This is a genomic window from Pseudomonas kurunegalensis (genome assembly GCF_030291635.1).
In the GTDB taxonomy this organism is placed as follows: domain Bacteria; phylum Pseudomonadota; class Gammaproteobacteria; order Pseudomonadales; family Pseudomonadaceae; genus Aquipseudomonas; species Aquipseudomonas monteilii.
This window is the reverse complement of record NZ_CP127871.1, coordinates 4898332-4920979: the sequence shown is the minus strand read 5'-3', so window position 1 is coordinate 4920979 and position 22648 is coordinate 4898332. Positions and strand designations below refer to the sequence as shown.

Here is a 22648-nt window from a genome sequence, read left to right as displayed (position 1 = left end):
GATCAGGACGGTAAGAGGCGCTTGGTTCATGGGTGCTCTGCCGATTCGCTAGGGGGAGAAACCAGGGGCAGGGCCAGGACGAAGGCGGTGCCGCCAGTGGCGGGGTGCTCGACGTTGAGGCTGCCCTTGGCGGCGGCGGCAAGGCTCGCCGACAAGGTCAGGCCCAGGCCCAGGCCATGTTCGCCCGGTTTGGTGGTGAAGAAAGGTTCGAACAGGTGCTTGCGCGCCTCGGCATCGATGCCGTGGCCATTGTCGCGCACCTGCAAGCGGTACTTGTCGCCCTGCAGTTCGCCTTCCAGCCATAGCTCGGGCAGCGGTTGTGCGGCCATGGCATCAAGCGCGTTGCCGATCAGGTTGACCAGAATCTGTTCGAGGCGCGTCTGGTCGATAGCCAGTTGCTGATCGTCGAACTGGTGGTGCAACTGCAAATGGCAGGCGCTGATGCGGTTGGCCAATACTTGCAAGGTCGCTTCCACCGCCTTGGCCAGCGAGGCCTGGCCGCTGTCATCGCCGCGCCGGGCGAAGGAGCGCAGGCTGGCGGTAATGCGGCCCATGCGGTCGATCAGGTCGTTCATGGTGCGCAGGTTGGTGCTGGCGGTTTCCAGTGCCCCACGTTCGAGGAAACGCACCGTGTTGCCAGACAAGGTGCGCAACGCGGCCAGCGGCTGGTTCAGCTCATGGGCGATACTGGTGGACATTTGCCCGATGGCCGCCAGCTTACCGGCCTGCACCAACTCATCCTGGGCGTGGCGCAAGGTTTGCTCGGCATGCCGGCGTTCGCGAATTTGCCCCTTCAGGCGTTCGTTGCTGGCACGCAGGTCGGCGGTGCGCTCGGCAATCCGCCGCTCCAGCTGGCTATTCGCTTCCTCAAGGGCTTCACGGGCTGCCAGGCGGGTGGCGATGACCTTGCGTCGTTCGTTCCAGGCGATGCCGAGGATCGCCAGCAAGGCGAACGCCACGCCCACCAGAATGCCCTGCACCATGGACTCGCGACGCAGGTCCTGCAGCGGGGTCAGCAGGGTGAAATGCCAGGGTGTATCCACCAGGCGACGGGTCTGCGCCAGGTAGGCAACCTCGTGGGGTTTGCCTTTTGCGGTTTCGCTGTTGGCCGGGAAGGTCAGTTTTTCCACGCCATCGGCCAGGGTTTCCCGGGCCAGTGGCTGCAACTCGTTCAGCGGCCACCAGTAGTATTGTAGGCTGCGCGCCAGGCGCTCCTTGATTTGCGGGGTCAGCGGGCGCACCGATTTCAGGCGTCGGGCCGGGTCGCTGGAAAGGATGATGATGCCGTTCTCGTCACTGACGAACGCCTCCAGACGGGCACGCTGCCAGCGTTCCTCGAGCGTGTCCAGGCGCACCTTGATCACGGCCACGCCGATGATCTTGCCGTGCTCTTCCAGGCCATGAGCCAGGTAGTAGCCAGCCTCGCCAGTGGTGCTGCCGATGCCATAGAAACGCCCAGGCTCACCGCGCACGGCTGTCTGGAAGTAGGCGCGGAACGACAGGTCTTCACCCAGGAACGAGTCGGCGTCGCGCCAGTTGCTGGTGGCCTGTACCCGGCCATTGGTATCGAGAACGAAGATGGCCCGGCTGCGGCTGCGTCGGTTCAGGCCCTCAAGGTATTCGTTTACCGTTTGCCGTGAGCCGCCGTCCGGGTCGGTGAGCAGGTGCGAGACGCTGTCTTCCAGCTCCAGCAGGCTCGGCAGGTAGGTGTACTTGCTGATTTCGCTTTCGACCGTGCGCGCGTGCAGCTCCAGCTGGCGCTCACCGTTTTCGCTGAGGGTGCGAATGCCGTTGCTTTCGCTGATCAGGTAGCCAGCCATTCCCAGGCCGACCATCAGCAGAATGATCAGGGGCGGCAACAGCAATTGGCGGAGCAGGCGGGAATTCACGGCAGGCTTGGCAGGGAGAAGAAGCGAAGGGTCGCATTTCATCACAGTGGCCTTGTCACGACCAGCGCCAACTGCCCGAAAGGGCAGCGGCGCCGACCGGTTCAGTGAGGCAAAATCAGTGTTGCAGGATCTTGCTGAGGAAGTGCTGGGTACGCTCGTGGCGGGCCGACGGGTTGCCGAAGAAGTCTTCCTTCTGGCAGTCCTCGATGATGTTGCCCTTGTCCATGAAGATGACGCGGTTGGCCACTTTGCGGGCGAAGCCCATTTCGTGGGTCACGCACATCATGGTCATGCCTTCGTGGGCCAGCTCGACCATGACGTCCAGTACTTCATTGACCATTTCCGGGTCCAGCGCCGAGGTCGGTTCGTCGAACAGCATGACGATCGGGTCCATCGACAGGGCGCGGGCGATGGCCACGCGCTGCTGCTGGCCACCGGACAGCTGGCCGGGGTGCTTCTTGGCGTGGGCACCGAGGCCGACGCGGTCGAGCAGGGCCAGGCCCTTCTTGGTCGCTTCCGCTTCGCTGCGGCCGAGCACCTTGCGCTGGGCAATGGTCAGGTTCTCGGTGATGGACAGGTGCGGGAACAGCTCGAAGTGCTGGAACACCATGCCAACCCGGGAGCGCAGCTTGGGCAGGTTGGTCTTCGGGTCGGCAATCGAGGTGCCATCGACCACGATGTCACCTTTCTGGAAGGGTTCCAGGGCGTTCACGCACTTGATCAGGGTGGACTTGCCCGAACCCGACGGGCCACACACCACCACCACTTCACCTTTCTTGACCTCGGTGCTGCAATCGGTCAGTACCTGGAAGTCCCCGTACCACTTGTTGACGTTCTTGATGGAAATCATACGGTGATCCTTTTTTGCAGGCGCTTGACCAGCCACGAAGCGGAGAAGCTGATGAGGAAGTACACGACACCGGCGAAGATCAGGAACTCATGGGAGCGCCCGATGATGTCGCCGTTGGAGCGTGCCGAGTTGAGGAAGTCCACCAGGCCCACGGTGTACACCAGCGAGGTGTCCTGGAACAGGATGATGCTCTGCTGCAGCAGCAGCGGAGTCATCTTGCGGAAGGCCTGGGGCAGGATGATCAGGCGCATGGTCTGGCCGTAGGTCATGCCCAGGGCTTGGGCGGCGCCCATCTGGCCCTTGGAAATCGACTGTACGCCGGCGCGGACGATCTCGCAGAAGTAGGCGGCTTCGAACATCATGAACGCCACCACGCACGAGGTGAAGGCACCCACCGGGGTGTCCTCGCCGGTGATCCAGCGCAGCACGAACGGCACCGCCAGGTAGAACCAGGTGATCACCAGCAGCAGCGGGATGGAACGGAAGTAGTTGACGTAGGCGCCGGCCACGTTCGACAGCAGCTTGTTCGACGACAGGCGCATCAGGGCCAGGATAGTGCCCAGCACGATGCCGCCGACCACGCCCATGACCATCAGTTGCAGGGTCATGACCATGCCTTCCCACAGGGCAGGCAGGGCCGGGATGATTTCGCTGAAATCCATGTCCATTTATTTGCCCCCTACGGAAATCAGGCCAGGCACCGAGACTTTCTTCTCGACCATGCGCATCAGCAGCATCAGGCCCATGTTCAGGGTGAAGTAGATCAGCGTGGCCAGGGTAAAGGCCTCGAACAGGTTGGCCGAGAACTCGGCGGTTTGCTTGGTCTGCGCCAGCAGCTCCATCAGGCCGATCAGCGACGCTACCGAGGAGTTCTTGAACACGTTCAAGAATTCTGACGTGAGCGGCGGAATGATGATCCGGTAGGCTTGCGGCAGCAGCACGTTGGTGTAGATCTGCGGCAGGCTGAAGCCCATGGCACGGGCAGCGGCTTCCTGGCCGCGGGGCAGCGCCTGGATACCGGTACGTACCTGTTCACAAACGCGGGCGGCGGTGAACAGGCCCAGGCAGATGACCACGCTGATCAGTGCCGAGGTCGTCGGGTTGAGGTCTTGCTTGAACCATTCCTGCAGGCCTTCGGGCAGCAGGTCCGGTACCAGGAAGTACCAGATGAACAGCTGCACCAGCAGCGGCACGTTGCGGAACAGCTCCACATAGGCGGTCGCGATACCGGATACCACGCGGTTCGGCACGGTGCGCATCACACCGAGCACCGAGCCCAGCAGCAAGGCGATGATCCAGGCGGAAATGGCGATGGCGATGGTCCAGCCCAGACCGGTGACGTACCAGTCCAGATAAGTTTCGCTGCCCACGCCGGTGGACTTGAAGAACACGCCCCAGTCCCAGTTGTAATTCATCGGGATTTCCCCTCAGACGGTTGTTTCACGGGCACCTTCGAGCATCCGGGGGCGCTGGGCGCCCTCGGATGAAAGGGTAGACACTAATGCGTGGCCTGTGGGTTCAATCGTGCGCGGATGCGCACCAGGCCACTAAACGCTGAGGATCAGGACTTCTTCTCGTCCGCTGCCTTGTCGGTCGGCTCGGCGATCAGTTTCTTCAGCTCGTCGCTCATCGGGAACTGCAGGTTCAGGCCCTTTGGCGGGATCGGCTGCTGGAACCACTTGTCGTAGCTCTTGTTGACTTCGCCCGACTTGAAGTAACCGACGATGGCGTCATCGACCGCTTTCTTGAAGGCTGCGTCATCCTTGCGCACCATGCAGCCGTAGATTTCGTACGACTGCGGGGTACCGGTGATGACCCAGTCCGACGGTTTGCGGGCCTTGGCCATTTCGCCGGCGAGCAGGGCGTCGTCCATCATGAAGGCCACGGCGCGGCCGCTTTCGAGCATGTTGAAGGCTTCACCGTGGTCCTTGGCGGAAATCACGTTCATCTTCATCTGCTTGTCGGCGTTCATCGCCTTGAGGATGCGTTCGGACGTGGTGCCCGCGGTGGTTACCACGTTCTTGCCGGCCAGGTCCGGGAAGTCTTTGAATGCAGGCTGACCGTCCTTGACCTTGGTCAACAGGCGGGTACCGACTTCGAAGATGCCGACCGAGAAGCCGACTTGCTGCTGGCGCTCGACGTTGTTGGTGGTGGAGCCGCACTCCAGGTCGACGGTGCCGTTCTGCACCAGCGGGATACGGGTCTGGGAGGTGACCAGGTTGTAACGGACCTTGATGTCCGTGCCCAGTTGCTTCTTCAGGGCGTCGACGACAGCCAGCTGGATGTCATGCGAGTAGCCCACGGGCTCGGGCTTGCCGGCCAGGTAGGAAAACGGGATGGAGGAGTCGCGGTGGCCCAGGGTGATGGTGCCCGATTCCTTGATCTTCTTCAGGGTGCCGGTCAGTTCTTCAGCCATGGCTGGCGAAGCGATCACAGCAGCCGCGATGGCGGCGCCCAGCAATTGACGAACGATACGCATCAAATTTTCCTCGACGTGTTTGTTTTTTTTATGGAGCCGTTGGCGGACTCTTTCGTTCAACGAATACCGCAAGAAGCGAGTGCATTCGGCTACCAAGTGTAGAGCATGACTCGTGCCAAGCCCTGACTCCGATCATAACGCCGCGAAAATCCTGGGGTTTGAAGTTTTCCAGGCAATTGCAACGTAATTTTTCGGACGGTATTCCGAACGCGTTGCATTTTGGTGTTCGGTAATCCGAATGGGTGGGCTGATTAGTTGAAAGCCCCTATATCTAATTACCACTTTCGCAGTATGACGCCGTGGCCTGCTACCTGAATTTCAGGAGGCAGAACCGATGACCGATACGCGTGAACACCCTGGCTCAGACCCCATCCCTGCGGACTCCATTGATGCCGTGATCGCCAGGCAAATACCCGACTGGATCAAAAACGCATCTGTCGAGGCGATCAGGGGGCTGCACCTTGCCTTGCGTGCGGAACAGGCGAGTGCTGAACAAGTGAGGAAGTTGCTGAAAGGTCTTACCGGGCTGGTGGCGTTCTGCGCGCCAAGGCTGGAGAAACAGCTGCAGGCGAAGCACAACATCAAGGTGGATGTACGCGCCGCCTCGCTGTGCACGGTGGTGCGCAAGGAATACGCCAGTATGTTTCCACTGCCCCCCGTCGTGCGGGTTGTACGTACCGCCTCGGTGCCATTGTTGTCTGCGGCCCTGCATAACTTCGCGCTGGATGAAGTGCAGGCCCGGCCTCTTGTTCGTCGCCGGCTCGAGACCCCTTCGGGCGCGGTATTGCCTGTCTCGTTCGTGCAGTTTGCCAAGCTTTGCCGTGAACTGGATCTTGGCGGCCTGTACCAGGCCACGCTGCATCAGACATTGCTGCCGGCTGATGTGCAGGCGCGGCAACACGTGGCGAGCCTGCTTGAAGAGGCTTCCAGGGCAGCCATGGAGGCTGCGGTGCGGGTCTCGGCACTCAAAGGGCTGATTGATGAGCACACGTCTGCGCAGCTATTGAGCCTCTGCGAGAAGCCGGCATCGGGCGGTGAGCAGGTGGGTGAATCGAGTGCGGCCTCATCGACCATGTTCAAGGCTCGGCAACTTTACGTATTGGGCAAATGCGTGCACGGGGTTGTGACGGTTGAAGTCAGCGACAACAGGGGCGCAATGCGTGGCCTGTTGGTGTGGATCCCGGGTGACCCCGTTCAGGCCGTTCAGCACTTCCGGTCCTGGGAGGCGTTCTATGAGGTATTGGGGGGGCGCTTGCGCGAGGCAGCCTACGCCGGGTTTTTCGGCCGCTTCATTGCCGAGCGGGACCGTCTTTCATTCAGTACCCAGCTAGAAGGGCGCAAAGAGAAAACCAGGGCGGGCACGCCGCTCGGGCTCGATTATCGAAACCTGATCGTTGAACAATCGCTGTTCCCCTATCTGCGAAGCCAGCGCATCAACAAGATCCTTGATGACGCGAAGGTTCTGGCCATCCCGACCGGCGTCAAGGATGCCGAATCGCGTAACGCCGAACTGAAGTCCTATGCCAGCACCGGGCTGGCGCTGCTTGGGCTGGCTGGATTATTCGTACCCGTGCTGGGTGAGGTCATGTTGGGCGTTGCCGCGCTTCAGGTCGCCGACGAAGTGTATGAGGGCTATCAGGACTGGCGGATCGGTGACCGGCAGGCTGCGCTGGGGCATTTATTCTCGGTGGCAGAAACGATCGTCGTCGGAGCGGCCTTGGGGGCGGGCGCAACGGCAGGCGCACGGCTGTTGGAGCGCGTGAGTTTTGTGGATGGACTGGTACCGGTACTGGTTGGCAACGAGCGCCTGAAACTGTGCTCCAGCGACATGAGTGCCTACCGCGTCGAAAAAACGGGCAGCCCGCCGACAGGGCAGGTCGCTATCGATCGCCAGACCGGGCACCTGCGTTTGTCTGAAGGGGATTTCAAGCTGGCAAGCTCTCGGGATGGCAAGGAACTGCAAATTCGCCACCCCGAACGCGAAGGCGCATACCGGCCGCTGCTGGAGCGAAATGGCAGTGGTGGTTGGCGCCATTCGCTCGAGCAGCCACAGGAATGGCAGGGAGAGCACCTGTTACTGCAGAGACTGGCGTCCAGGTTCGCGGATATCAGCCCAGAGCAGGCCACAGCCGTGCTCGATTGCACAGGTTTCGACGAGGCGCAATTGCGGCGCTTGAACGTAGAAAACGCGCCGGCACCTGCACGCCTTCAGGATGCATTGGACCGTTACCGGTTACATGCTGCGCACCCTGTGATGGAAACCGCTGCTTTCGACATGTTGGTCGCCGCTGCCCAGGATGCCGAAGAGGTGGAAGATACGCTACTGCGTCGGCACTTCCCGGGGCTCAGCGTGCGAGGCGCAAAGGAAATACGTCAGCAAGTGAACAGTGGCGATCTGGAGCTACTCAATAGCACCGGGCGGGTGTCGCTGGCCATGGCAGAAAGAGCGCGCTGGTTTCTCCGTGACAGCCGCCTGGACCGAGCCAGCGCGGGCCTGAGGCAAGCCTCTGCGGTCAACACCGATACTGAGCGATTGGCCTTGGGGTTGGTACAGGAGCTCGCTGCCTGGCCCGATTCGCTTCGCGTCGAGTTACGGGAGGGCTCACCCGAAGGGCGTGTGCTTGGCCAGGTGGGGGCAGAAGCGACGCAGCAGGTCATTTGCATCGTGCGCGAGAAAAGCCGTTACAGCATTCATGATCTGACGGGGGGCGGCCAACCCGAAGTGACCACCACCGACAGCCTCATGAATGCGCTCTTGCTGGTCATGGGGGAAGACCAGAAGTTGCTGCTGGGGGATGCAACGCTTAGCGAGCCGCAACTGGTAAACGTGCTGGCGGCTCACGCCCGGCTTCACCGCGATGTTGCTTCCCGGCTCATCGGGCAAGTCGCTGTCCCCGGGGGCGTACGGCCACCCGTGCGCTTTGCCGATGGTCGGCTTGGCTACCCGCTAAGCGGACGGGGGAATGGCCGTGCGCAAGCCACCAGGCGTGGTATCAGGCAGATTTTTCCCACGCTCGACGATGAGCAACTGCAGCGCTATGTGCTGGATGCCATGGCGGCGGGGGCTGACCCGTGGTCACGGTATGAGCGGTTACATGGGCAGTGGGTGAGCCTGCGTCAAGGCCTGGCGAGTTGGCGAGCGGAGTATACAAACCTTCTCGACTTGCTACGGCGCAACAGGGTGATAAGGTCAATTCGCCGTTGTTGGCGCCGTAAAACAGGGCTGCTGGGCGATGGTACTTACGCGTTAGAAATCTGTGCCGAACGGGTGGGGCGTTTGCCTCCCCTGCCGCCGGGCATCATGTTCGAGCACGTGACGCGGCTGGTTATGCGCGACATGGCGTTAGGCGAGATCGACGTCGATTTCCTCAGGCGTTTTCCAAACCTGAGGGAGCTGGACGTGCGTAACAATCGCTTGTTGTCGATTCCATCGGGCCTGGACCAACTGCCCGAGCTTCGACAGCTTCGTCTGGATCACAACGAGATCATTTTCACGCAGGCAGATAGCGAGCGGTTAAGGGGGCTGCGTAACCTTGAAGACCTTGAGATCAACTTCAACCCGTTGGGTATTGCCCCGGAGGTGAGGGGGTTGTTGAACTTGCGGAATGTGGGGCTGCGCGGAACAGCGCTTGCCGAAATGCCGGAAAACCTTCAGCAACTGCCATGGCGCGGGCTTGTCGACCTGCGTGAAAACCAGATCCAGCAGGTCAACCAGGATCTGCAAGGCCTGCGGGAGCGCCTGCAACAAATGGAGCTTCGCGGCAATCCGTTGGACGAAGCCAGTGAAAGCTATGTGCAAGCGCAGCCCGGCCCATCGGGCGCGGTACAACCCGTTGCGCAGGGAAGCCCGAACTATCGTGAGCATCTGCTGCAGCAGGCAGAGCTGTCTCAGTGGCTGACAGGGGCAGTCGGTGCACTGCGGACCACGCGTGAGCAGGCTTGGCTCAATTTGCGCAATGAGCCGGGTTCCAGTGACTTCTTTCACTTCCTGCATGACCTTGGCAGGTCGCCAGACTTCTTGAAACACCCGATGTACTACCGGGCAAGGGTATGGGCCATTATCGAGGCGTGCGAGCAGAACGGTGAGTTACGTGAGCTGATGTTCGCGCAGGCAGGGGGTGTGGCGACCTGCGAAGACCGTGTGCTCTGGTTGTTTAGCCAACTGGAGGTTCGTGCGCTGGTTCATCGTGAAACGGCGGGCCTGTCGCAGATGCAGAGCGAGAGGGCCTTGGTAAGGTTGGGGCGCTCGCTGTATCGGTTGCAGGAAGTTGACAGGGTGGCTGCGCAAAAGCTCAACAGGCTCAGAGAGGCCCTGGCCAACGACCCTGCACGGCTGGAGCACATCGACGACATCGAAACGTACCTTGCCTATCGGGTCGGGCTTGCCGGGCCTTTGCAATTACCGGCCCAGCCGGTGCGCATGCACTACCTGGCAGAGTCGTTGGTGACGGTTGAAGACATCAATGTCGCCAGAGTCGAGATCCTGTCTGCAGAGAGCGATGCACGGCTCAGGCAGTCACTCGCCGACCAAGCCTATTGGCAAGACTACTTGCGAAACACGTACTTTCTGCGATTCAGGGCGTTGGTGGATGAGCAGCGTCTGGCGCTGGAGCATGCCGACGCACTGGTCAGTGACGGAACGATCAGTGAGAACACTTACCTGGAACAGTGCAAGGTACTGGCCAAGGAACTGGAAACGAAGGAACGTACATTGATCGAACAATTGACTCAGGAAGCCTTGATGCGTTGGCAACGTTGAAGGGGCATCGACGCGGTGCATTGCCTGCATGCACCGCGTCGAATCCATTCAAGCAGCCTGATCGCCCAGCGAGATTTTGCGGGCGGTTTCTTTCAGATAATCTTTCAGCGTTTCTTGTTCGCTTGCCGAAGTGAACAAGCCCAGCTTGGTGCGCCGCCAGAGAATATCCTCGGCACTGATGGCCCACTCCTGGCTGCGCAAATAATCGACTTCCCGGCTGAACAGCCCGCCACCGATGGCCTGGCCCAGGTCGTCTGGCCCGTTGACACCTTCCAGCAGGGCCCAGACGCGGCTGCCATAGGTCACGGCCCAGCGCTTTGCAATGTCGACCGGTAACCAGCCATTGCGGGCAAGGATGGCATCGACCAATGCCTGGACGGTCGTCATGTTTTCGCCGCCTGGCAAGGCCGCTTGGGCAGTCCAGCTGTCGCGCATCTGGGTGAAGAATGGCTTGAGCTCTGCCATGGCCGACTCGGCCAGCTTACGGTAGGTGGTCAGCTTGCCACCGAACACCGACAACAACGGCGCTTCTCCCTCGGCGGCAGACAATGCCAGGGTGTAGTCGCGGGTTACCGCCGATGGGTTGTCGGACTCGTCATTGCACAGCGGACGTACGCCGGAATAAGTGTGCAGGATGTCGGCGCGGCTGAGTTGATGGTTGAAGTGTTCGTTCACGACCTTCAACAGGTAATCGGTTTCCTGCTCGGTAATCGCCACCTTGGCCGGGTCGCCGCTGTATTCGCGGTCGGTGGTACCGATCAGCGTGAAGCGGTCCAGATAAGGGATGCAGAAGACGATGCGTTGGTCTTCGTTCTGCAGGATGTAGGCATGCTCGCCTTCGTACAGGCGTGGGACGATGATGTGGCTGCCCTGGATCAGGCGGATGCCGTAGGGGGCATCAAGCTTGAGGTCGTCCTTGATGAAGCTGGCGACCCATGGGCCGGCGGCGTTCACCAGGGCGCGGGCGCGAATGGTCTGCAGGCTGCCATCGGCGTGTTGCAGCGACACCTCCCACAGGCCATCGACGCGCTCGGCGCGCAGGCAACGGGTGCGGGTGCGCACATGCGCGCCATGTTCGCGAGCTGCCATGGCGTTCAGCACCACCAGGCGGGCGTCGTCCACCGCGCAATCGGCGTATTCGAAACCGCGGGTGATCGCCGGCTTGAGCGGGTACCCCGGGCCGAAGCGCAGGCTGCGCGAGGCACCCAGGCGCTTGCGCTTGCCCAGGTGGTCATACAGGAACAGGCCTGCACGAATCATCCACGCCGGGCGCAGGTGCGGGCGGTGTGGCAACACAAAGCGCATCGGTTTGACGATGTGCGGTGCCTTGGCCAGCAGCACTTCACGTTCAGCCAGCGCTTCACGCACCAGGCGGAACTCGTAGTGCTCCAGGTAGCGCAGGCCGCCGTGGATCAATTTGCTGCTGGCTGACGAGGTGTGTTGGGCCAGGTCGTCCTTCTCGCAAAGAAATACCTTCAAGCCACGCCCAGCGGCGTCGGCAGCGATGCCCACGCCATTGATGCCACCGCCGATCACGGCGAGGTCATAGCAGTCGGCGAGTGGGGGCTGGGACGAAACGGGCTGGGACACGGGCAAGGCCTCCTGGGGCTGTTCACATCGAATATGAACATTGATGTTCGTTTTCGAAAATACTAGCGCAAGAGAAAGCCGGTCGCCAGTCAGTCTTTATAGAAAAAACTGATCAGATGACAATAAAGTGAACATTTACGAAAATGGCGGGCCGCTTGGCAGCCCGCAGGCGGCTCAAACCACTTCGAGGCGGATCTTGTACTGGTTGAGCAACTGGGTGAGGGTGGTCGTCGGCGCCTGGTCGGTCACCAGGCAATCGACCAGGCTGATCGAACCCAGGCGCACCATGGCGTTGCGCCCGAACTTGCTGGAGTCGGCGGCAAGGATCACTTGCCTGGCATTGGCGATGATGGCCTGGGATACCCGCACTTCCTGATAGTCGAAGTCGAGCAGGCTGCCGTCTTCATCGATGCCGCTGATGCCGACCAGGGCGAAGTCGACCTTGAACTGGTTGATGAAGTCGACGCTGGCCTGGCCGACCACCCCGCCATCGCGACGTACCGTGCCACCGGCCACCAGCACTTCGAAGTCATCCTTGGCCGCGAGGATTGCAGCCACATGCAGGTTATTGGTGATGACCTTCAGGTGGTTGTGATTGAGCAGTGCCCGGGCGATGGATTCGGTGGTGGTGCCAATGTTGATGAACACCGAAGCATGGTCGGGAATCTGCCGGGCTACGGCTTCGGCGATGCGTTGCTTTTCGTCGCGCATCTGGTCGGCACGCATGGCGTAAGCGGTGTTTTCCACGCTCGAGTCGTAGGCCGCGCCACCGTGGTAGCGACGTAGCAAATTGAGTTCGGCCAGCTGGTTGATATCACGGCGGATGGTTTGCGGTGTCACGACGAACAGCTGCGCCATTTCTTCGATACTGACGTAACCGCGCTCACGCACCAGTTCGAGGATTTGTTGTTGGCGGGGGGGCAGATTCATGGGGCGGTCCTTTGGGGCTGCCGGACAAATTCTGCAATGATGCCGTAGGACGCGGATGACGGCCAGTAGACGATTGGGGCCGCGTGGCGGCCCCGATAGGCATTACGCCTCGTGATCTTCCCAGTCACGGGTGCGCTCGACCGCCTTTTTCCAGCCGGCATACAGCTTCTCTTTCTGCGCTTCATCCAGCTGTGGGCTGAATTCGCGCTCGATGATGGCTTTATCGCGCAGCTCGTCCAGGCCACTCCAGAAGCCACAGGCCAGGCCAGCCAGATAGGCGGCGCCCAGCGCTGTGGTTTCGCGCATCTTCGGCCGCTCTACGCAGGTGCCGAGGATGTCGGCCTGGAACTGCATGAGGAAGTTGTTGGCCACCGCACCGCCGTCCACGCGCAGCTCGGACAGGCGCTGGCCGCAATCCTGCTGCATGGCGTCGAGTACATCGCGGGTCTGGTAAGCGATCGACTCCAGTGCCGCGCGGATGATGTGGTCCACCTTCACGCCACGGGTCAGGCCGAACAGCGCGCCACGGGCATACGGGTCCCAGTACGGGGCACCCAGGCCGGTGAAGGCGGGCACCAGGTAGACGCCGTTGCTGTCCTTGACCTTGCTGGCGAAGTACTCGGTATCCAAAGCATCGTTGACGATTTTCAGCTCGTCACGCAGCCATTGTACGGTGGAGCCACCGTTGAACACCGCACCCTCCAGCGCGTAGGCCACCTCGCCACGCGGGCCACAGGCGATGGTGGTGAGCAGGCCATGGGACGACGTTACCGCCTTGTCGCCGGTGTTCATCAGCAGGAAGCAGCCGGTGCCGTAGGTGTTCTTGGCCTGGCCTGGCTCCACGCACATCTGGCCAAACAGTGCCGACTGCTGGTCGCCGGCGATACCGGCGATGGCGATGCCGCTCTTGGTGTGGCCGTACACTTCCGAGGACGGGCGCACCTCTGGCAGCATCTGGCGCGGGATGCCGAGGATCTCCAGCAGCTTGTCGTCCCACTGCAGGCTGTGGATGTTGAACATCAACGTGCGAGAGGCATTAGTGTAGTCGGTGACGTGTACCTTGCCGCCGGAGAACTTCCAGATCAGCCAGGTATCGATGGTGCCGAACAGCAGCTCGCCACGCTCGGCACGTTCACGCGCGCCTTCGACGTTGTCGAGAATCCACTTCAGCTTGGTGCCGGAGAAGTAGGGGTCGGTGACCAGGCCGGTTGTTTCGCGAATGTAGTCTTCATGCCCGTCACGCTTGAGCTGGGCACAGATTTCGGTACTGCGGCGGCACTGCCAGACGATGGCGTTGTACACCGGGCGACCGGTTTCCTTGTCCCATACCACGGTGGTTTCGCGCTGGTTGGTAATGCCCAGTGCGGCGACCTGAGCGTGGCTGATACCGGCCTGGGCCAAGGCTTCGACCATGGTCGCGCTTTGCGTGGCGAAGATCTCCATCGGGTCGTGCTCGACCCAGCCCGCCTGCGGGTAGTGCTGGGCGAACTCGCGCTGGGAGGTACCCACCACATTGGCGTCGCGGTCGAAAATGATCGCCCGCGAACTGGTGGTGCCCTGGTCCAGGGCGATGATGTAGTTCTTATCCTGGGTGTCTGTCATGGTCGTAGGCCTTGCAAAAATAGGGGGTCAGGGCTGGGCGTGATGCCGGCATCAACTGGCTTGAGTATCGCCCTGGCGGATGTCATTTGTCTCAGGGTTCGCGGCAGGTGCCGTTGGCAAGTTGCGGGCGATAAGGCCGCGATAGGTCGCGGCACCCATGCAGGCGCCAAGGATCGGTGCGAACACCGGAACCAGGAAATAAGGAATATCCCGCCCGCCAGTGAAGGCGATTTCGCCCCAGCCGGCCAGGAAGGTCATGAGTTTTGGTCCGAAGTCGCGGGCCGGGTTCATCGCGAAGCCGGTCAAGGGGCCCATGGCACTGCCGATCACGGCAATCAGCAGGCCGATCAGCAGCGGAGCCATGGCACCGCGTGGCAGGCCGTTGTTGTCGTCGGTCAGGGCCATGATCACGGCCATCAGGATGGCGGTGATCACCACTTCCACCAGAAATGCCTGGCCGGTGGACAGCGACGGGTGTGGGTAGGTGGAGAACACCGAGGCCAGCTCCAGGCTGGCTTCGCTACCGCGCAACATGGTGTGGGCCTGTTCGAAATCGAAGAACAGGTTGCTGTACAGGGTATACACCAGCGCTGCGCCACAGAACGCGCCGCACACCTGGGCCAGCATGTAGAAGGGCAGCTTGCGCTTGTCGAAGCCGGCAAACAGGGTGAGGGCGATGCTCACGGCCGGGTTCAGGTGCGCGCCGGAAATGCCGGCGGTGAGGTAGATCGCCATGCTCACGCCGACGCCCCAGATGATACTGATTTCCCATAGGCCGAAGCTGGCGCCGGCGACCTTGAGGGCGGCAACGCAGCCGGTACCGAAAAAGATCAGCAGGGCGGTGCCGAGGAACTCGGCCAGGCATTGGCTGGACAGCGTGGGTTGGCGTAGAGCAGTCGTCATGTATGACCTCGTTTTTTTTGTTGTGAGGCGCGTGGCGCTCGACAGCAAAGCCCGGTGTCTATCCCCATTGACCCCGGGCAGATGTAGGAAATGCACCTTATAAGTGCACCATTTATTCAGAAACGAAAAAATATAGACAAGAAACGCTGATGTCAAAGGTCGAAAGTGAACGACTAGTCACGATATGGCCGCTAAAATCAGCCGCGGATCCCCGTGCTAGAGGCGCCCAATTGCGGTGCGCTGGCTGGGATGTGGGAATTGTCCTAAAGTAGCCGCCGAGTCGTCCAAGACCGGAGCCCCTGCATGACCCCCGCCCTAGACCTGTTGAAGAAGCACCGTGCCGAGCACCGCGTGCACAGTTATGAGCATGACCCGAAGTCGGCGTCATATGGCCTGGAGGCAGCGGAAAAGCTTGGGCTTGACCCGCAACAGGTGTTCAAGACGTTGTTGGCGAGCAGCGAGAAGGGGGAATTGTTGGTGGCGGTGGTGCCTGTGGTGGGCACTTTGGACCTGAAGGCCCTGGCCCATGCTGCGGGGGTGAAGAAGTGCGAAATGGCCGACCCTGCGGCGGCGCAACGCGCCACGGGTTATCTGGTCGGCGGGATCAGCCCGTTGGGGCAGAAGAAGCGTCTGCGGACGTTCATTGATGATTCAGCGCAGAACTTTACAACTATCCATGTCAGTGCTGGACGGCGTGGGCTGGAAGTGGAGTTGGCCGCAGCGGTGTTGGCCGAGCATACCCAGGGCAAGTTTGCCGGGATCGGCAGAGGCTGAGTATCTGGGGCCGCAAAGCGGCCCCAAGGATCTAAAGTCAGGTCGCCGAACTGTACCGACGTACCCCGTTCTCCTGGCGCGGCAATTGCGCCGCCACACTGCCCGGTACCGGGAACAGCACCAGGTGATCGGCCTTCACCGCAATCCCCACATCCCCACCCACCTGATGGTCGACATGGCTGGGAAAAATCGCTTCCAGCTGGCTGCCGGTCGGCAGTTGCAGGCGATACAAGGTCGATGCCCCCAGGAAGCTCTTGCCCACGATAGCCGCCCTCAGCGCGCTGTCCGGCGCATACACGATATCGTCCGGTCGCAGCAGCACATCCACCGAGCTGCCTGGCGCCATGGTGTAGGCGCGGTTGCCGCGCAGTTCACCCAGTTCGGTATTGACCGCCTCGTGGCTGCTCATCTGCCCCCGGATGAAGTACCCCTGGCCGATGAAGCTGGCCACGAATGGCGTCTGTGGCTCGTGGTAAAGGTTGTAGGGCGTGTCCCACTGCTCCAGGCGGCCTTCCTTGAACACGCCGACCTGATCGCTCACGGCGAACGCTTCTTCCTGGTCATGTGTCACCAGGATGGCGCTGGTGCCGCGGCTTTTGAGAATGTCGCGAACCTCGTGGCTCAGGCGCCGACGCAGCTCCACGTCAAGGTTGGAGAACGGTTCGTCGAGCAGCAGCAACTGCGGCTCTGGCGCCAGTGCACGGGCCAACGCGACCCGTTGCTGCTGGCCACCAGACAGCTCATGCGGATAACGCCCGCCCAGGCCGCCCAGCTTGACCAGTTCGAGCATCTCTTCGATGACGGCGGCCTGGCGTGGGTGCTTGGCGATGCCAAACGCAATGTTCTGCGCCACGGTCAGGTGCGGGAACAGCGCGTAGTCCTGGAACACCATGCCGATGCGGCGTTTTTCCGGGGCCAGGGTGAAGCCGGCGCGGGAAATGACGTCGCCGGCCAGCTGGATTTCACCGTCATGCACCGGCTCGAAGCCGGCAATGGCGCGCAGGGTGGTGGTTTTGCCACAACCGGATGAACCCAGCAGGCAACCGATGTCGCCTGCATTCAGGTGCAGGTTGAGGTTCTGGACGATGCGCTGGTCGCCATAGCCGCAGGCGAGGTTGCGCAGGTTGAGCAGTAGGGGTTGACTCATGCGTGGTGGTAAGCCGGTTCTACAAGGAATTCGAGAAGCGCCTTCTGTGCATGCAGGCGGTTTTCAGCCTCGTCCCAGGCGACCGAACGAGGGTCGTCGAGCAGGTCCTGGCTGATTTCCTCGCCACGGTGGGCGGGCAGGCAGTGCATGAAGAGGACATCGGGTGCCGCCAGGTCGAGCAGTTCGCGGGTGACCTGGTAAGGCGCGAAATGCGCCAGGCGCCGTGCAGTTTCCTCCTCCTGGCCCATGGAAGTCCAGACATCGGTGACCACAAGGTGTGCGCCACGTACGGCTTCCTTGGCGTCACGGATGATCTGCACGCGGTCTCCGCCCAGCGCCATGAAGCGTTCATCCGGCTCGTAGCCTTCGGGGCAGGCGATGCGCAGCTGGAAATCGAACTGCCGGGCAGCCTCGATATAGGAGTTGCACATGTTGAAGCCGTCGCCGATCCAGGTCACGGTCTTGCCCTGGATCGAACCGCGGTGTTCCAGGAACGTCTGCATGTCGGCCAGCAGCTGGCACGGGTGCGACTCGTCGGACAGGCCGTTGATGACCGGTACGCGCGATTTGGCGGCGAATTCGGTCAGGGTGCTGTGGGCGTGGGTACGGATCATCACCACATCGACCATGCTCGACAGCACGATCGCGCTGTCGCCGATCGGCTCGCCACGGCCCAACTGGGTATCGCGCGGCGACAGGAAGATGGCCTGGCCACCGAGCTGGATCATGCCGGCTTCGAACGACACCCGGGTGCGGGTCGAGGACTTCTCGAAGATCATGCCCAATACACGGTTCTTCAGGGGCTCGAACAGCACGCCTCGCTTGCGCAGGTCCTTCAGCTCGATGCCGCGGCGGATCACCCCGAGCAATTCGTCGGTGGTGAAGTCCAGCAGGGAGAGAAAGTGCCTAGCGCTCATGATTGACTACCTTATCTGCAACGGTATGCAGGTCGACCGTATGGTTTTTTTTGACAACGGGAGTGACCTGCGGCGTAAGCCGCACGGGGCGGACGAAATAGGGAAAGGCGCAATACTATAAGTAAATGTCGCCTCAAGCCAAGGGGGAAACAGCGGCCTATTCGAAAGGATGTTGCAAAGGGTGTCTTTACCCGCTGGCCGGTGCTGTTTTTTATTTACTACACAGGGTTGTACACGGCTTGCTGGCAATTTGGCAAATGGCTGTCGCGAATCGTGCGCCTGATGTCGGTGGATTCACGCGGCGAAGGGCGCTGGCCCGGGGGAGGGGCCGGGCGCATAGTCACTGTTCGACAACAACAAGGCAGAGGCGGCCATGACCAAGACCCTGCACCACCGTGCCTGTCACCTGTGCGAAGCGATCTGCGGGCTGAACATCGAAGTCAGCCACGAAGACGATGGGCGGGCGCTGATCAGCTCGATCAAAGGCGACCCCGAGGACCCGTTCAGCCGCGGCCATGTCTGCCCCAAGGCCGTGGCCCTGCAAGACATCCAGAACGACCCCGACCGCCTGCGCCAGCCGCACAAACGGGTGGGGGAGCGCTGGGAGGCCATTGGCTGGAACGAGGCCTTTACCCTGGCCGCCGACAAGCTGTGGGCGATCCAGCAGGCGCACGGGCGCAATGCCGTGGCGGTGTACCAGGGTAACCCGAGCGTGCACAACTATGGCCTGATGACCCACAGCAACTACTTCCTTGGCCTGCTCAAGACGCGCAACCGTTTCTCGGCCACGTCGGTGGACCAGTTGCCACAACATCTGGTCAGCCACCTCATGTACGGCCATGGCCTGCTGCTGCCGATCCCGGATATCGACCAGACCGACTTCATGCTGATTCTCGGCGGCAATCCGCTGGCCTCCAACGGCAGCATCATGACCGTGCCCGATGTAGAGAAGCGCCTGAAGGCCCTACGCGGGCGGGGAGGGCGTCTGGTAGTGGTGGACCCGCGGCGCAGCGAGACGGCGGCCATGGCCGATACCCATCTGTTTATTCGCCCCGGTGGCGATGCGGCCTTTTTGTGTGGCTTGCTCAACACCCTGTTCGAGGAGGGCCTGGCGCAGGGTTCGCACTTGCCGGTCAACGGCCTGCAACAAGTACGCGAAGCGCTTGCGTCGCTCAGCGCCGAGGCCATGAGCGTGCATTGTGGTATTGCCGCAGCGGATATCCGCCAGCTGGCACGGGATTTCGCCGCTGCAGGCAAGGCCGTGTGTTATGGGCGCATGGGTGTCTCTACCCAAGCCTTCGGTACCCTCTGCCATTGGCTGGTGCAACTGATCAACCTGGTGACCGGCAACCTCGATCGTGAAGGTGGCGCGTTGTGTACGGAGCCTGCCGTCGATCTGGTGGCGACCACCTCGGGTGGCCATTTCAACGCCTGGCAAAGCCGGGTATCGGGCTTGCCCGAGTACGGTGGCGAGCTGCCCGTGGCGGCCCTGGCAGAAGAGATGTTGACGCCAGGCGAAGGGCAGGTTCGCGCGCTGGTGACAGTGGCCGGCAACCCCGTGCTATCCACCCCTAACGGTCGCCAGCTGGATGCAGCGCTGGAGGGGCTGGAGTTCATGCTCAGCATCGACCTCTACATCAACGAAACCACCCGGCATGCCGACCTGATCCTGCCTTCCACCAGCGCGCTGGAAAACGACCACTACGACAGCACCTTCAACCTGCTGGCCGTGCGCAACGTCACCCGTTTCAATCGGGCGATCCTGGCCAGGCCGGAAGGCGCGCTGCACGATTGGGAAATCTTCGTCGGCCTGGCGCAGGCGTTTGCCAGGCGTGCCGAGCTGGAGTTGAAACCGACCTGGGCCCCGGCGCAGATGATCGACATGGCCCTGCGCAAAGGGCGCTACGGTGAGGCGACGCCATGGAAGCTCTCGCTGGCGACACTGGCCAATCACCCGCACGGGCTCGATCTCGGGCCTTTGCGCAGTAACCTCGTCGGGCGCCTGGCAACTGCCAGCAAGGCTGTCGAAGCGGCCCCCCAAGTGTTGCTGGACGACTTGCAGCGCCTGGCGCAACAGGCGCCTCCGATAGCCGGCGAACTGTTGCTGATTGGCCGCCGACATGTACGCAGCAACAACTCGTGGATGCACAATTTCCATCGCCTGGTGAAAGGCAAGCCGCGTCATCAGTTGCTGATGCACCCGCAAGACTTGCAGCAGCGGCACCTGCAGGACGGCCAGCGGGTGCGTATCCGCTCGCGCACGGGGGCCCTCGAAGTCGAGGTGGAGGCCTGCGAGGACATGATGCCGGGTGTGGTCAGCCTGCCCCATGGCTTCGGCCATGGCCGCCAGGGCGTGCACATGCAGATCGCCCAGACACAACCCGGCGTGAGTGCCAATGACCTGACCGACGAGCGCTTTCGGGACGCGGTTTCCGGCAACGCTGCACTCAATGGCGTGCCCGTGCAGGTAGAGGCCGCATGAGCAATGGTAAGGCCGAGCACGCCGCTCGGCTTTCCGTTACAATGCGTCACCGTGCCGACGACCGCGTCGGAAAGTTCAGCTGAGGTGCTAGATGGATATCATCGATACGATCAAAGAGCAGATTGCCAACAACACCATTCTGCTTTACATGAAAGGCTCGCCGAATGCCCCGCAGTGCGGGTTCTCGGCCAAGGCATCGCAGGCTGTGATGGGTTGTGGCGAGAAGTTCGCCTACGTCGACATCCTGCAGAACCCGGAAATCCGCGCCAACCTGCCAAAGTACGCCAACTGGCCGACCTTCCCACAGCTGTGGGTAGCCGGTGAGCTGGTTGGCGGCAGCGACATCATGCTGGAAATGTTCGAGAAGGGTGAACTGCAAACCCTGATCAAGGAAGCGGCTGCCAAGGCCAAGGCTTCCGAAGCCTGATTTTCCGGCAAGCATAAAAAAACCCGCGGATCGCGGGTTTTTTTATGCGCTGAAGAATTACTCTTCGCCCATCTGCGACTGCAGGTAATTCTCGATAGTGATCTTGTCGATCAGACCCAGTTGGGTTTCCAGCCAGTCGATGTGCTCTTCCTCGGACTCGAGGATATCTTCAAGCATGTCACGCGAGCCGAAGTCGCCAGCCGTTTCGCAATGCGCAATGGCCGCCTTCAGGTCTACCAGGGCTTTCTTCTCAAGCTTCAGATCACACTCGAGCATTTCCTTGGTGTGCTCGCCGATCATCAGCTTGCCCAGGTCCTGAACGTTCGGGATGCCCTCGAGGAAGAGAATACGCTTGATCAGTTTGTCAGCGTCTTTCATCGCGTGGATGGATTCCTTGTACTCGAGCTTGCCGAGTTTGTTCAGGCCCCAATCTTCGTACATGCGTGCGTGCAGGAAGTACTGGTTGATCGCGACCAGCTCGTTTCCGAGGATCTTGTTGAGATGCTGGATGACGCTTACGTCGCCTTTCATTGCGGGTTCCTGCCCTGTAGAAGTGTGCCAATACAGTGAAGTTTGATCCCGATACTTAGGAGTGTCAAACCTAAGTTATTGAATAATAAGTGAAAATTAATAGGAATAAGAATGTTTGTGAACCGCGTTGCGGCGCTAACTTATTGAATTACAGGCATAAAAAAACCGGACACAGGGTCCGGTTCTTTGAATTCTGGGGTTTCAGGCTGCGGTAAATTCTACGGGGTAGGGCAGGGCTGCCTGGCTGACCTGAAGCTCGGTCAGGGTCTCACGGACCACCTGCTTGGCCAGGCAGGCGCATTTGCCACACTGGCTTGCGACATTGGTCGCGGCTCGCACTTCCTTGTAACTGCAGCATCCTTCATAGATCGCATCGCGGATCTGTCCGTCGGTAACGCCGACACAAAGACACACATACATAAGGGCTGACCATCGCGGGTTGAGTCGATGGGTTGGAGCTTAATGTTAATGAGAATGCTTGTCAAAGGGCTTTCTGGAAGGGCCGTGCTTGAGCGACCGGCGGTTGCCTGCCTGATGGATTCGGCCTGTCATCAGAAGCCGTGTATGATGGTCGGCCTTTGTTGGATGTCGGGCAAGCCCGTCTGGCCCGGCAAACGGTTTTTCACCCTCATCAGGAGATTACAATGAGCGTACTCGTTGGTAAGAAAGCCCCCGATTTCACCGTTCCGGCCGTGCTGGGCAATGGCGAGATCGTCGACAGCTTCAACCTGGCTTCGGCCATCAAGGGCAAGTACGGCCTGGTGTTCTTCTACCCGCTGGACTTCACCTTCGTCTGCCCGTCCGAGCTGATCGCCCTGGACAACCGCATCCCGGACTTCCAGGCCCGCAACGTTGAAGTGATCGGCGTGTCGATCGACTCGCACTTCACCCACAACGCCTGGCGTAACACCCCGGTCAACAACGGCGGCATCGGCCAGGTGAAGTACACCCTGGCTGCCGACATGACCCACGAAATCTGCAAAGCCTACGACGTCGAGTCCGAAGGCGGCGTGGCTTTCCGTGGCGCCTTCCTGATCGACACCAACGGTGTTGTCCGTTCGCAGATCATCAACGACCTGCCACTGGGCCGTAACATGGACGAGCTGCTGCGCCTGGTTGACGCCCTGCAGTTCCACGAAGAGCACGGCGAAGTTTGCCCTGCCAACTGGAAAAAAGGCGACAAAGGCATGAACGCTTCGCCAGAAGGCGTTGCTGCCTACCTGAGCGAGAACGCCGGCAAGCTGTAATTGCCGCTCGCATAAAAAAACCGGCCTTCGTGGCCGGTTTTTTTAGCTTCAAGTTTCAAGCTACAAGCTTCAAGAAAAAACTGAGCGCATGCGGCCTGCTTTTCCTTGTCGCTTGCAGCTT

Annotated in this window: 18 protein-coding genes; 5 read left to right on the top strand and 13 right to left on the bottom strand. The window is 61.0% G+C overall.

The annotated features are described in order from the left end of the window. Positions 1-26 precede the first annotated feature (26 nt). The 5 genes from aauS to QQ992_RS22465 all read right to left on the bottom strand — a co-directional run bounded on the left by aauS (position 27) and on the right by QQ992_RS22465 (position 5218). Positions 27-1931 (bottom strand): two-component sensor histidine kinase AauS, encoded by a 1905-nt coding sequence (gene aauS, locus QQ992_RS22485; protein WP_025754577.1) that lies wholly within the window; start codon positions 1929-1931, stop codon positions 27-29. A gap of 73 nt (positions 1932-2004) precedes the next feature. Then, complete coding sequence (locus QQ992_RS22480; protein WP_003258023.1) at positions 2005-2739, bottom strand: amino acid ABC transporter ATP-binding protein; 735 nt, start codon at positions 2737-2739, stop codon at positions 2005-2007. Next, positions 2736-3407: an amino acid ABC transporter permease gene (locus tag QQ992_RS22475; RefSeq protein WP_028698557.1), complete on the bottom strand. Its 672-nt coding sequence runs from the start codon at positions 3405-3407 to the stop codon at positions 2736-2738. The genes QQ992_RS22480 and QQ992_RS22475 overlap by 4 nt, the downstream gene beginning before the upstream one ends. Beyond that, positions 3408-4154 (bottom strand): amino acid ABC transporter permease, encoded by a 747-nt coding sequence (locus QQ992_RS22470; protein ID WP_019096550.1) that lies wholly within the window; start codon positions 4152-4154, stop codon positions 3408-3410. Positions 4155-4300: 146 nt separating this feature from the next. After that, positions 4301-5218: a glutamate/aspartate ABC transporter substrate-binding protein gene (locus QQ992_RS22465; protein ID WP_110740447.1), complete on the bottom strand. Its 918-nt coding sequence runs from the start codon at positions 5216-5218 to the stop codon at positions 4301-4303. A gap of 334 nt (positions 5219-5552) precedes the next feature. Here QQ992_RS22465 and QQ992_RS22460 point away from each other — a divergent pair, with 334 nt between their 5' ends. Continuing rightward, positions 5553-9977 (top strand): NEL-type E3 ubiquitin ligase domain-containing protein, encoded by a 4425-nt coding sequence (locus tag QQ992_RS22460; protein ID WP_286111092.1) that lies wholly within the window; start codon positions 5553-5555, stop codon positions 9975-9977. A 48-nt stretch (positions 9978-10025) separates the two neighbouring features. Here QQ992_RS22460 and glpD read toward each other — a convergent pair whose 3' ends face one another. The 4 genes from glpD to QQ992_RS22440 form a co-directional block, all read right to left on the bottom strand. Further along, positions 10026-11567 carry a glycerol-3-phosphate dehydrogenase gene (glpD, locus tag QQ992_RS22455; protein ID WP_286111090.1) on the bottom strand — a complete coding sequence of 514 codons (1542 nt, stop codon included), beginning with the start codon at positions 11565-11567 and terminating at the stop codon, positions 10026-10028. Between the two features lie 174 nt (positions 11568-11741). Beyond that, positions 11742-12497, bottom strand: coding sequence for a DNA-binding transcriptional repressor GlpR (gene glpR / locus QQ992_RS22450; RefSeq protein WP_016713733.1), 756 nt, complete (start codon positions 12495-12497; stop codon positions 11742-11744). Positions 12498-12599: 102 nt separating this feature from the next. Next, a complete protein-coding gene (gene glpK / locus QQ992_RS22445) occupies positions 12600-14099 on the bottom strand; it encodes a glycerol kinase GlpK (RefSeq protein ID WP_119368957.1) in 1500 nt (499 codons plus the stop codon). 51 nt (positions 14100-14150) lie between these two features. Then, the gene (locus tag QQ992_RS22440; RefSeq protein ID WP_286111088.1) at positions 14151-15002 is read right to left on the bottom strand and encodes an MIP/aquaporin family protein; all 852 of its coding nucleotides are present in this window, start codon (positions 15000-15002) and stop codon (positions 14151-14153) included. 303 nt (positions 15003-15305) lie between these two features. On the opposite strand from QQ992_RS22440, the gene ybaK reads away from it, so the two are divergent. Beyond that, positions 15306-15776, top strand: coding sequence for a Cys-tRNA(Pro) deacylase (ybaK, locus tag QQ992_RS22435; protein WP_286111087.1), 471 nt, complete (start codon positions 15306-15308; stop codon positions 15774-15776). 37 nt (positions 15777-15813) lie between these two features. Here the strand turns inward: ybaK and QQ992_RS22430 are convergent, their stop codons facing one another. After that, on the bottom strand, positions 15814-16923 hold the full coding sequence (locus QQ992_RS22430) for an ABC transporter ATP-binding protein (RefSeq protein ID WP_286111086.1): 1110 nt from the start codon (positions 16921-16923) through the stop codon (positions 15814-15816). Then, a complete protein-coding gene (argF, locus tag QQ992_RS22425) occupies positions 16920-17840 on the bottom strand; it encodes an ornithine carbamoyltransferase (protein ID WP_016713738.1) in 921 nt (306 codons plus the stop codon). The genes QQ992_RS22430 and argF overlap by 4 nt, the downstream gene beginning before the upstream one ends. Positions 17841-18213: 373 nt before the next feature. On the opposite strand from argF, the gene QQ992_RS22420 reads away from it, so the two are divergent. Beyond that, positions 18214-20322, top strand: coding sequence for a molybdopterin oxidoreductase family protein (locus QQ992_RS22420; RefSeq protein WP_286111084.1), 2109 nt, complete (start codon positions 18214-18216; stop codon positions 20320-20322). 91 nt (positions 20323-20413) lie between these two features. Then, positions 20414-20749, top strand: a complete 336-nt coding sequence (gene grxD, locus QQ992_RS22415) for a Grx4 family monothiol glutaredoxin (RefSeq protein WP_016713741.1) — start codon at positions 20414-20416, stop codon at positions 20747-20749. A 57-nt stretch (positions 20750-20806) separates the two neighbouring features. On the opposite strand, the gene bfr is transcribed toward grxD, so the two are convergent. Further along, positions 20807-21280 (bottom strand): bacterioferritin, encoded by a 474-nt coding sequence (gene bfr, locus QQ992_RS22410; RefSeq protein WP_060497889.1) that lies wholly within the window; start codon positions 21278-21280, stop codon positions 20807-20809. 201 nt (positions 21281-21481) lie between these two features. Further along, complete coding sequence (locus tag QQ992_RS22405) at positions 21482-21700, bottom strand: bacterioferritin-associated ferredoxin (protein WP_045185737.1); 219 nt, start codon at positions 21698-21700, stop codon at positions 21482-21484. A gap of 224 nt (positions 21701-21924) precedes the next feature. Here QQ992_RS22405 and QQ992_RS22400 point away from each other — a divergent pair, with 224 nt between their 5' ends. Further along, positions 21925-22527, top strand: a complete 603-nt coding sequence (locus tag QQ992_RS22400) for a peroxiredoxin (RefSeq protein WP_012273884.1) — start codon at positions 21925-21927, stop codon at positions 22525-22527. Positions 22528-22648 lie beyond the last annotated feature (121 nt).

Excerpts from the sequence above, each read along its gene's own strand:
- aauS (WP_025754577.1), bottom strand. The coding sequence starts at position 1,931 with ATGAAATGCGACCCTTCGCTTCTTCTCCCTGCCAAGCCTGCCGTGAAT.
- QQ992_RS22480 (WP_003258023.1), bottom strand. The coding sequence starts at position 2,739 with ATGATTTCCATCAAGAACGTCAACAAGTGGTACGGGGACTTCCAGGTA.
- QQ992_RS22475 (WP_028698557.1), bottom strand. The coding sequence starts at position 3,407 with ATGGACATGGATTTCAGCGAAATCATCCCGGCCCTGCCTGCCCTGTGG.
- QQ992_RS22470 (WP_019096550.1), bottom strand. The coding sequence starts at position 4,154 with ATGAATTACAACTGGGACTGGGGCGTGTTCTTCAAGTCCACCGGCGTG.
- QQ992_RS22465 (WP_110740447.1), bottom strand. The coding sequence starts at position 5,218 with ATGCGTATCGTTCGTCAATTGCTGGGCGCCGCCATCGCGGCTGCTGTG.
- QQ992_RS22460 (WP_286111092.1), top strand. The coding sequence starts at position 5,553 with ATGACCGATACGCGTGAACACCCTGGCTCAGACCCCATCCCTGCGGAC.
- glpR (WP_016713733.1), bottom strand. The coding sequence starts at position 12,497 with ATGAATCTGCCCCCCCGCCAACAACAAATCCTCGAACTGGTGCGTGAG.
- glpK (WP_119368957.1), bottom strand. The coding sequence starts at position 14,099 with ATGACAGACACCCAGGATAAGAACTACATCATCGCCCTGGACCAGGGC.
- QQ992_RS22440 (WP_286111088.1), bottom strand. The coding sequence starts at position 15,002 with ATGACGACTGCTCTACGCCAACCCACGCTGTCCAGCCAATGCCTGGCC.
- ybaK (WP_286111087.1), top strand. The coding sequence starts at position 15,306 with ATGACCCCCGCCCTAGACCTGTTGAAGAAGCACCGTGCCGAGCACCGC.
- QQ992_RS22430 (WP_286111086.1), bottom strand. The coding sequence starts at position 16,923 with ATGAGTCAACCCCTACTGCTCAACCTGCGCAACCTCGCCTGCGGCTAT.
- argF (WP_016713738.1), bottom strand. The coding sequence starts at position 17,840 with ATGAGCGCTAGGCACTTTCTCTCCCTGCTGGACTTCACCACCGACGAA.
- QQ992_RS22420 (WP_286111084.1), top strand. The coding sequence starts at position 18,214 with ATGACCAAGACCCTGCACCACCGTGCCTGTCACCTGTGCGAAGCGATC.
- grxD (WP_016713741.1), top strand. The coding sequence starts at position 20,414 with ATGGATATCATCGATACGATCAAAGAGCAGATTGCCAACAACACCATT.
- bfr (WP_060497889.1), bottom strand. The coding sequence starts at position 21,280 with ATGAAAGGCGACGTAAGCGTCATCCAGCATCTCAACAAGATCCTCGGA.
- QQ992_RS22405 (WP_045185737.1), bottom strand. The coding sequence starts at position 21,700 with ATGTATGTGTGTCTTTGTGTCGGCGTTACCGACGGACAGATCCGCGAT.
- QQ992_RS22400 (WP_012273884.1), top strand. The coding sequence starts at position 21,925 with ATGAGCGTACTCGTTGGTAAGAAAGCCCCCGATTTCACCGTTCCGGCC.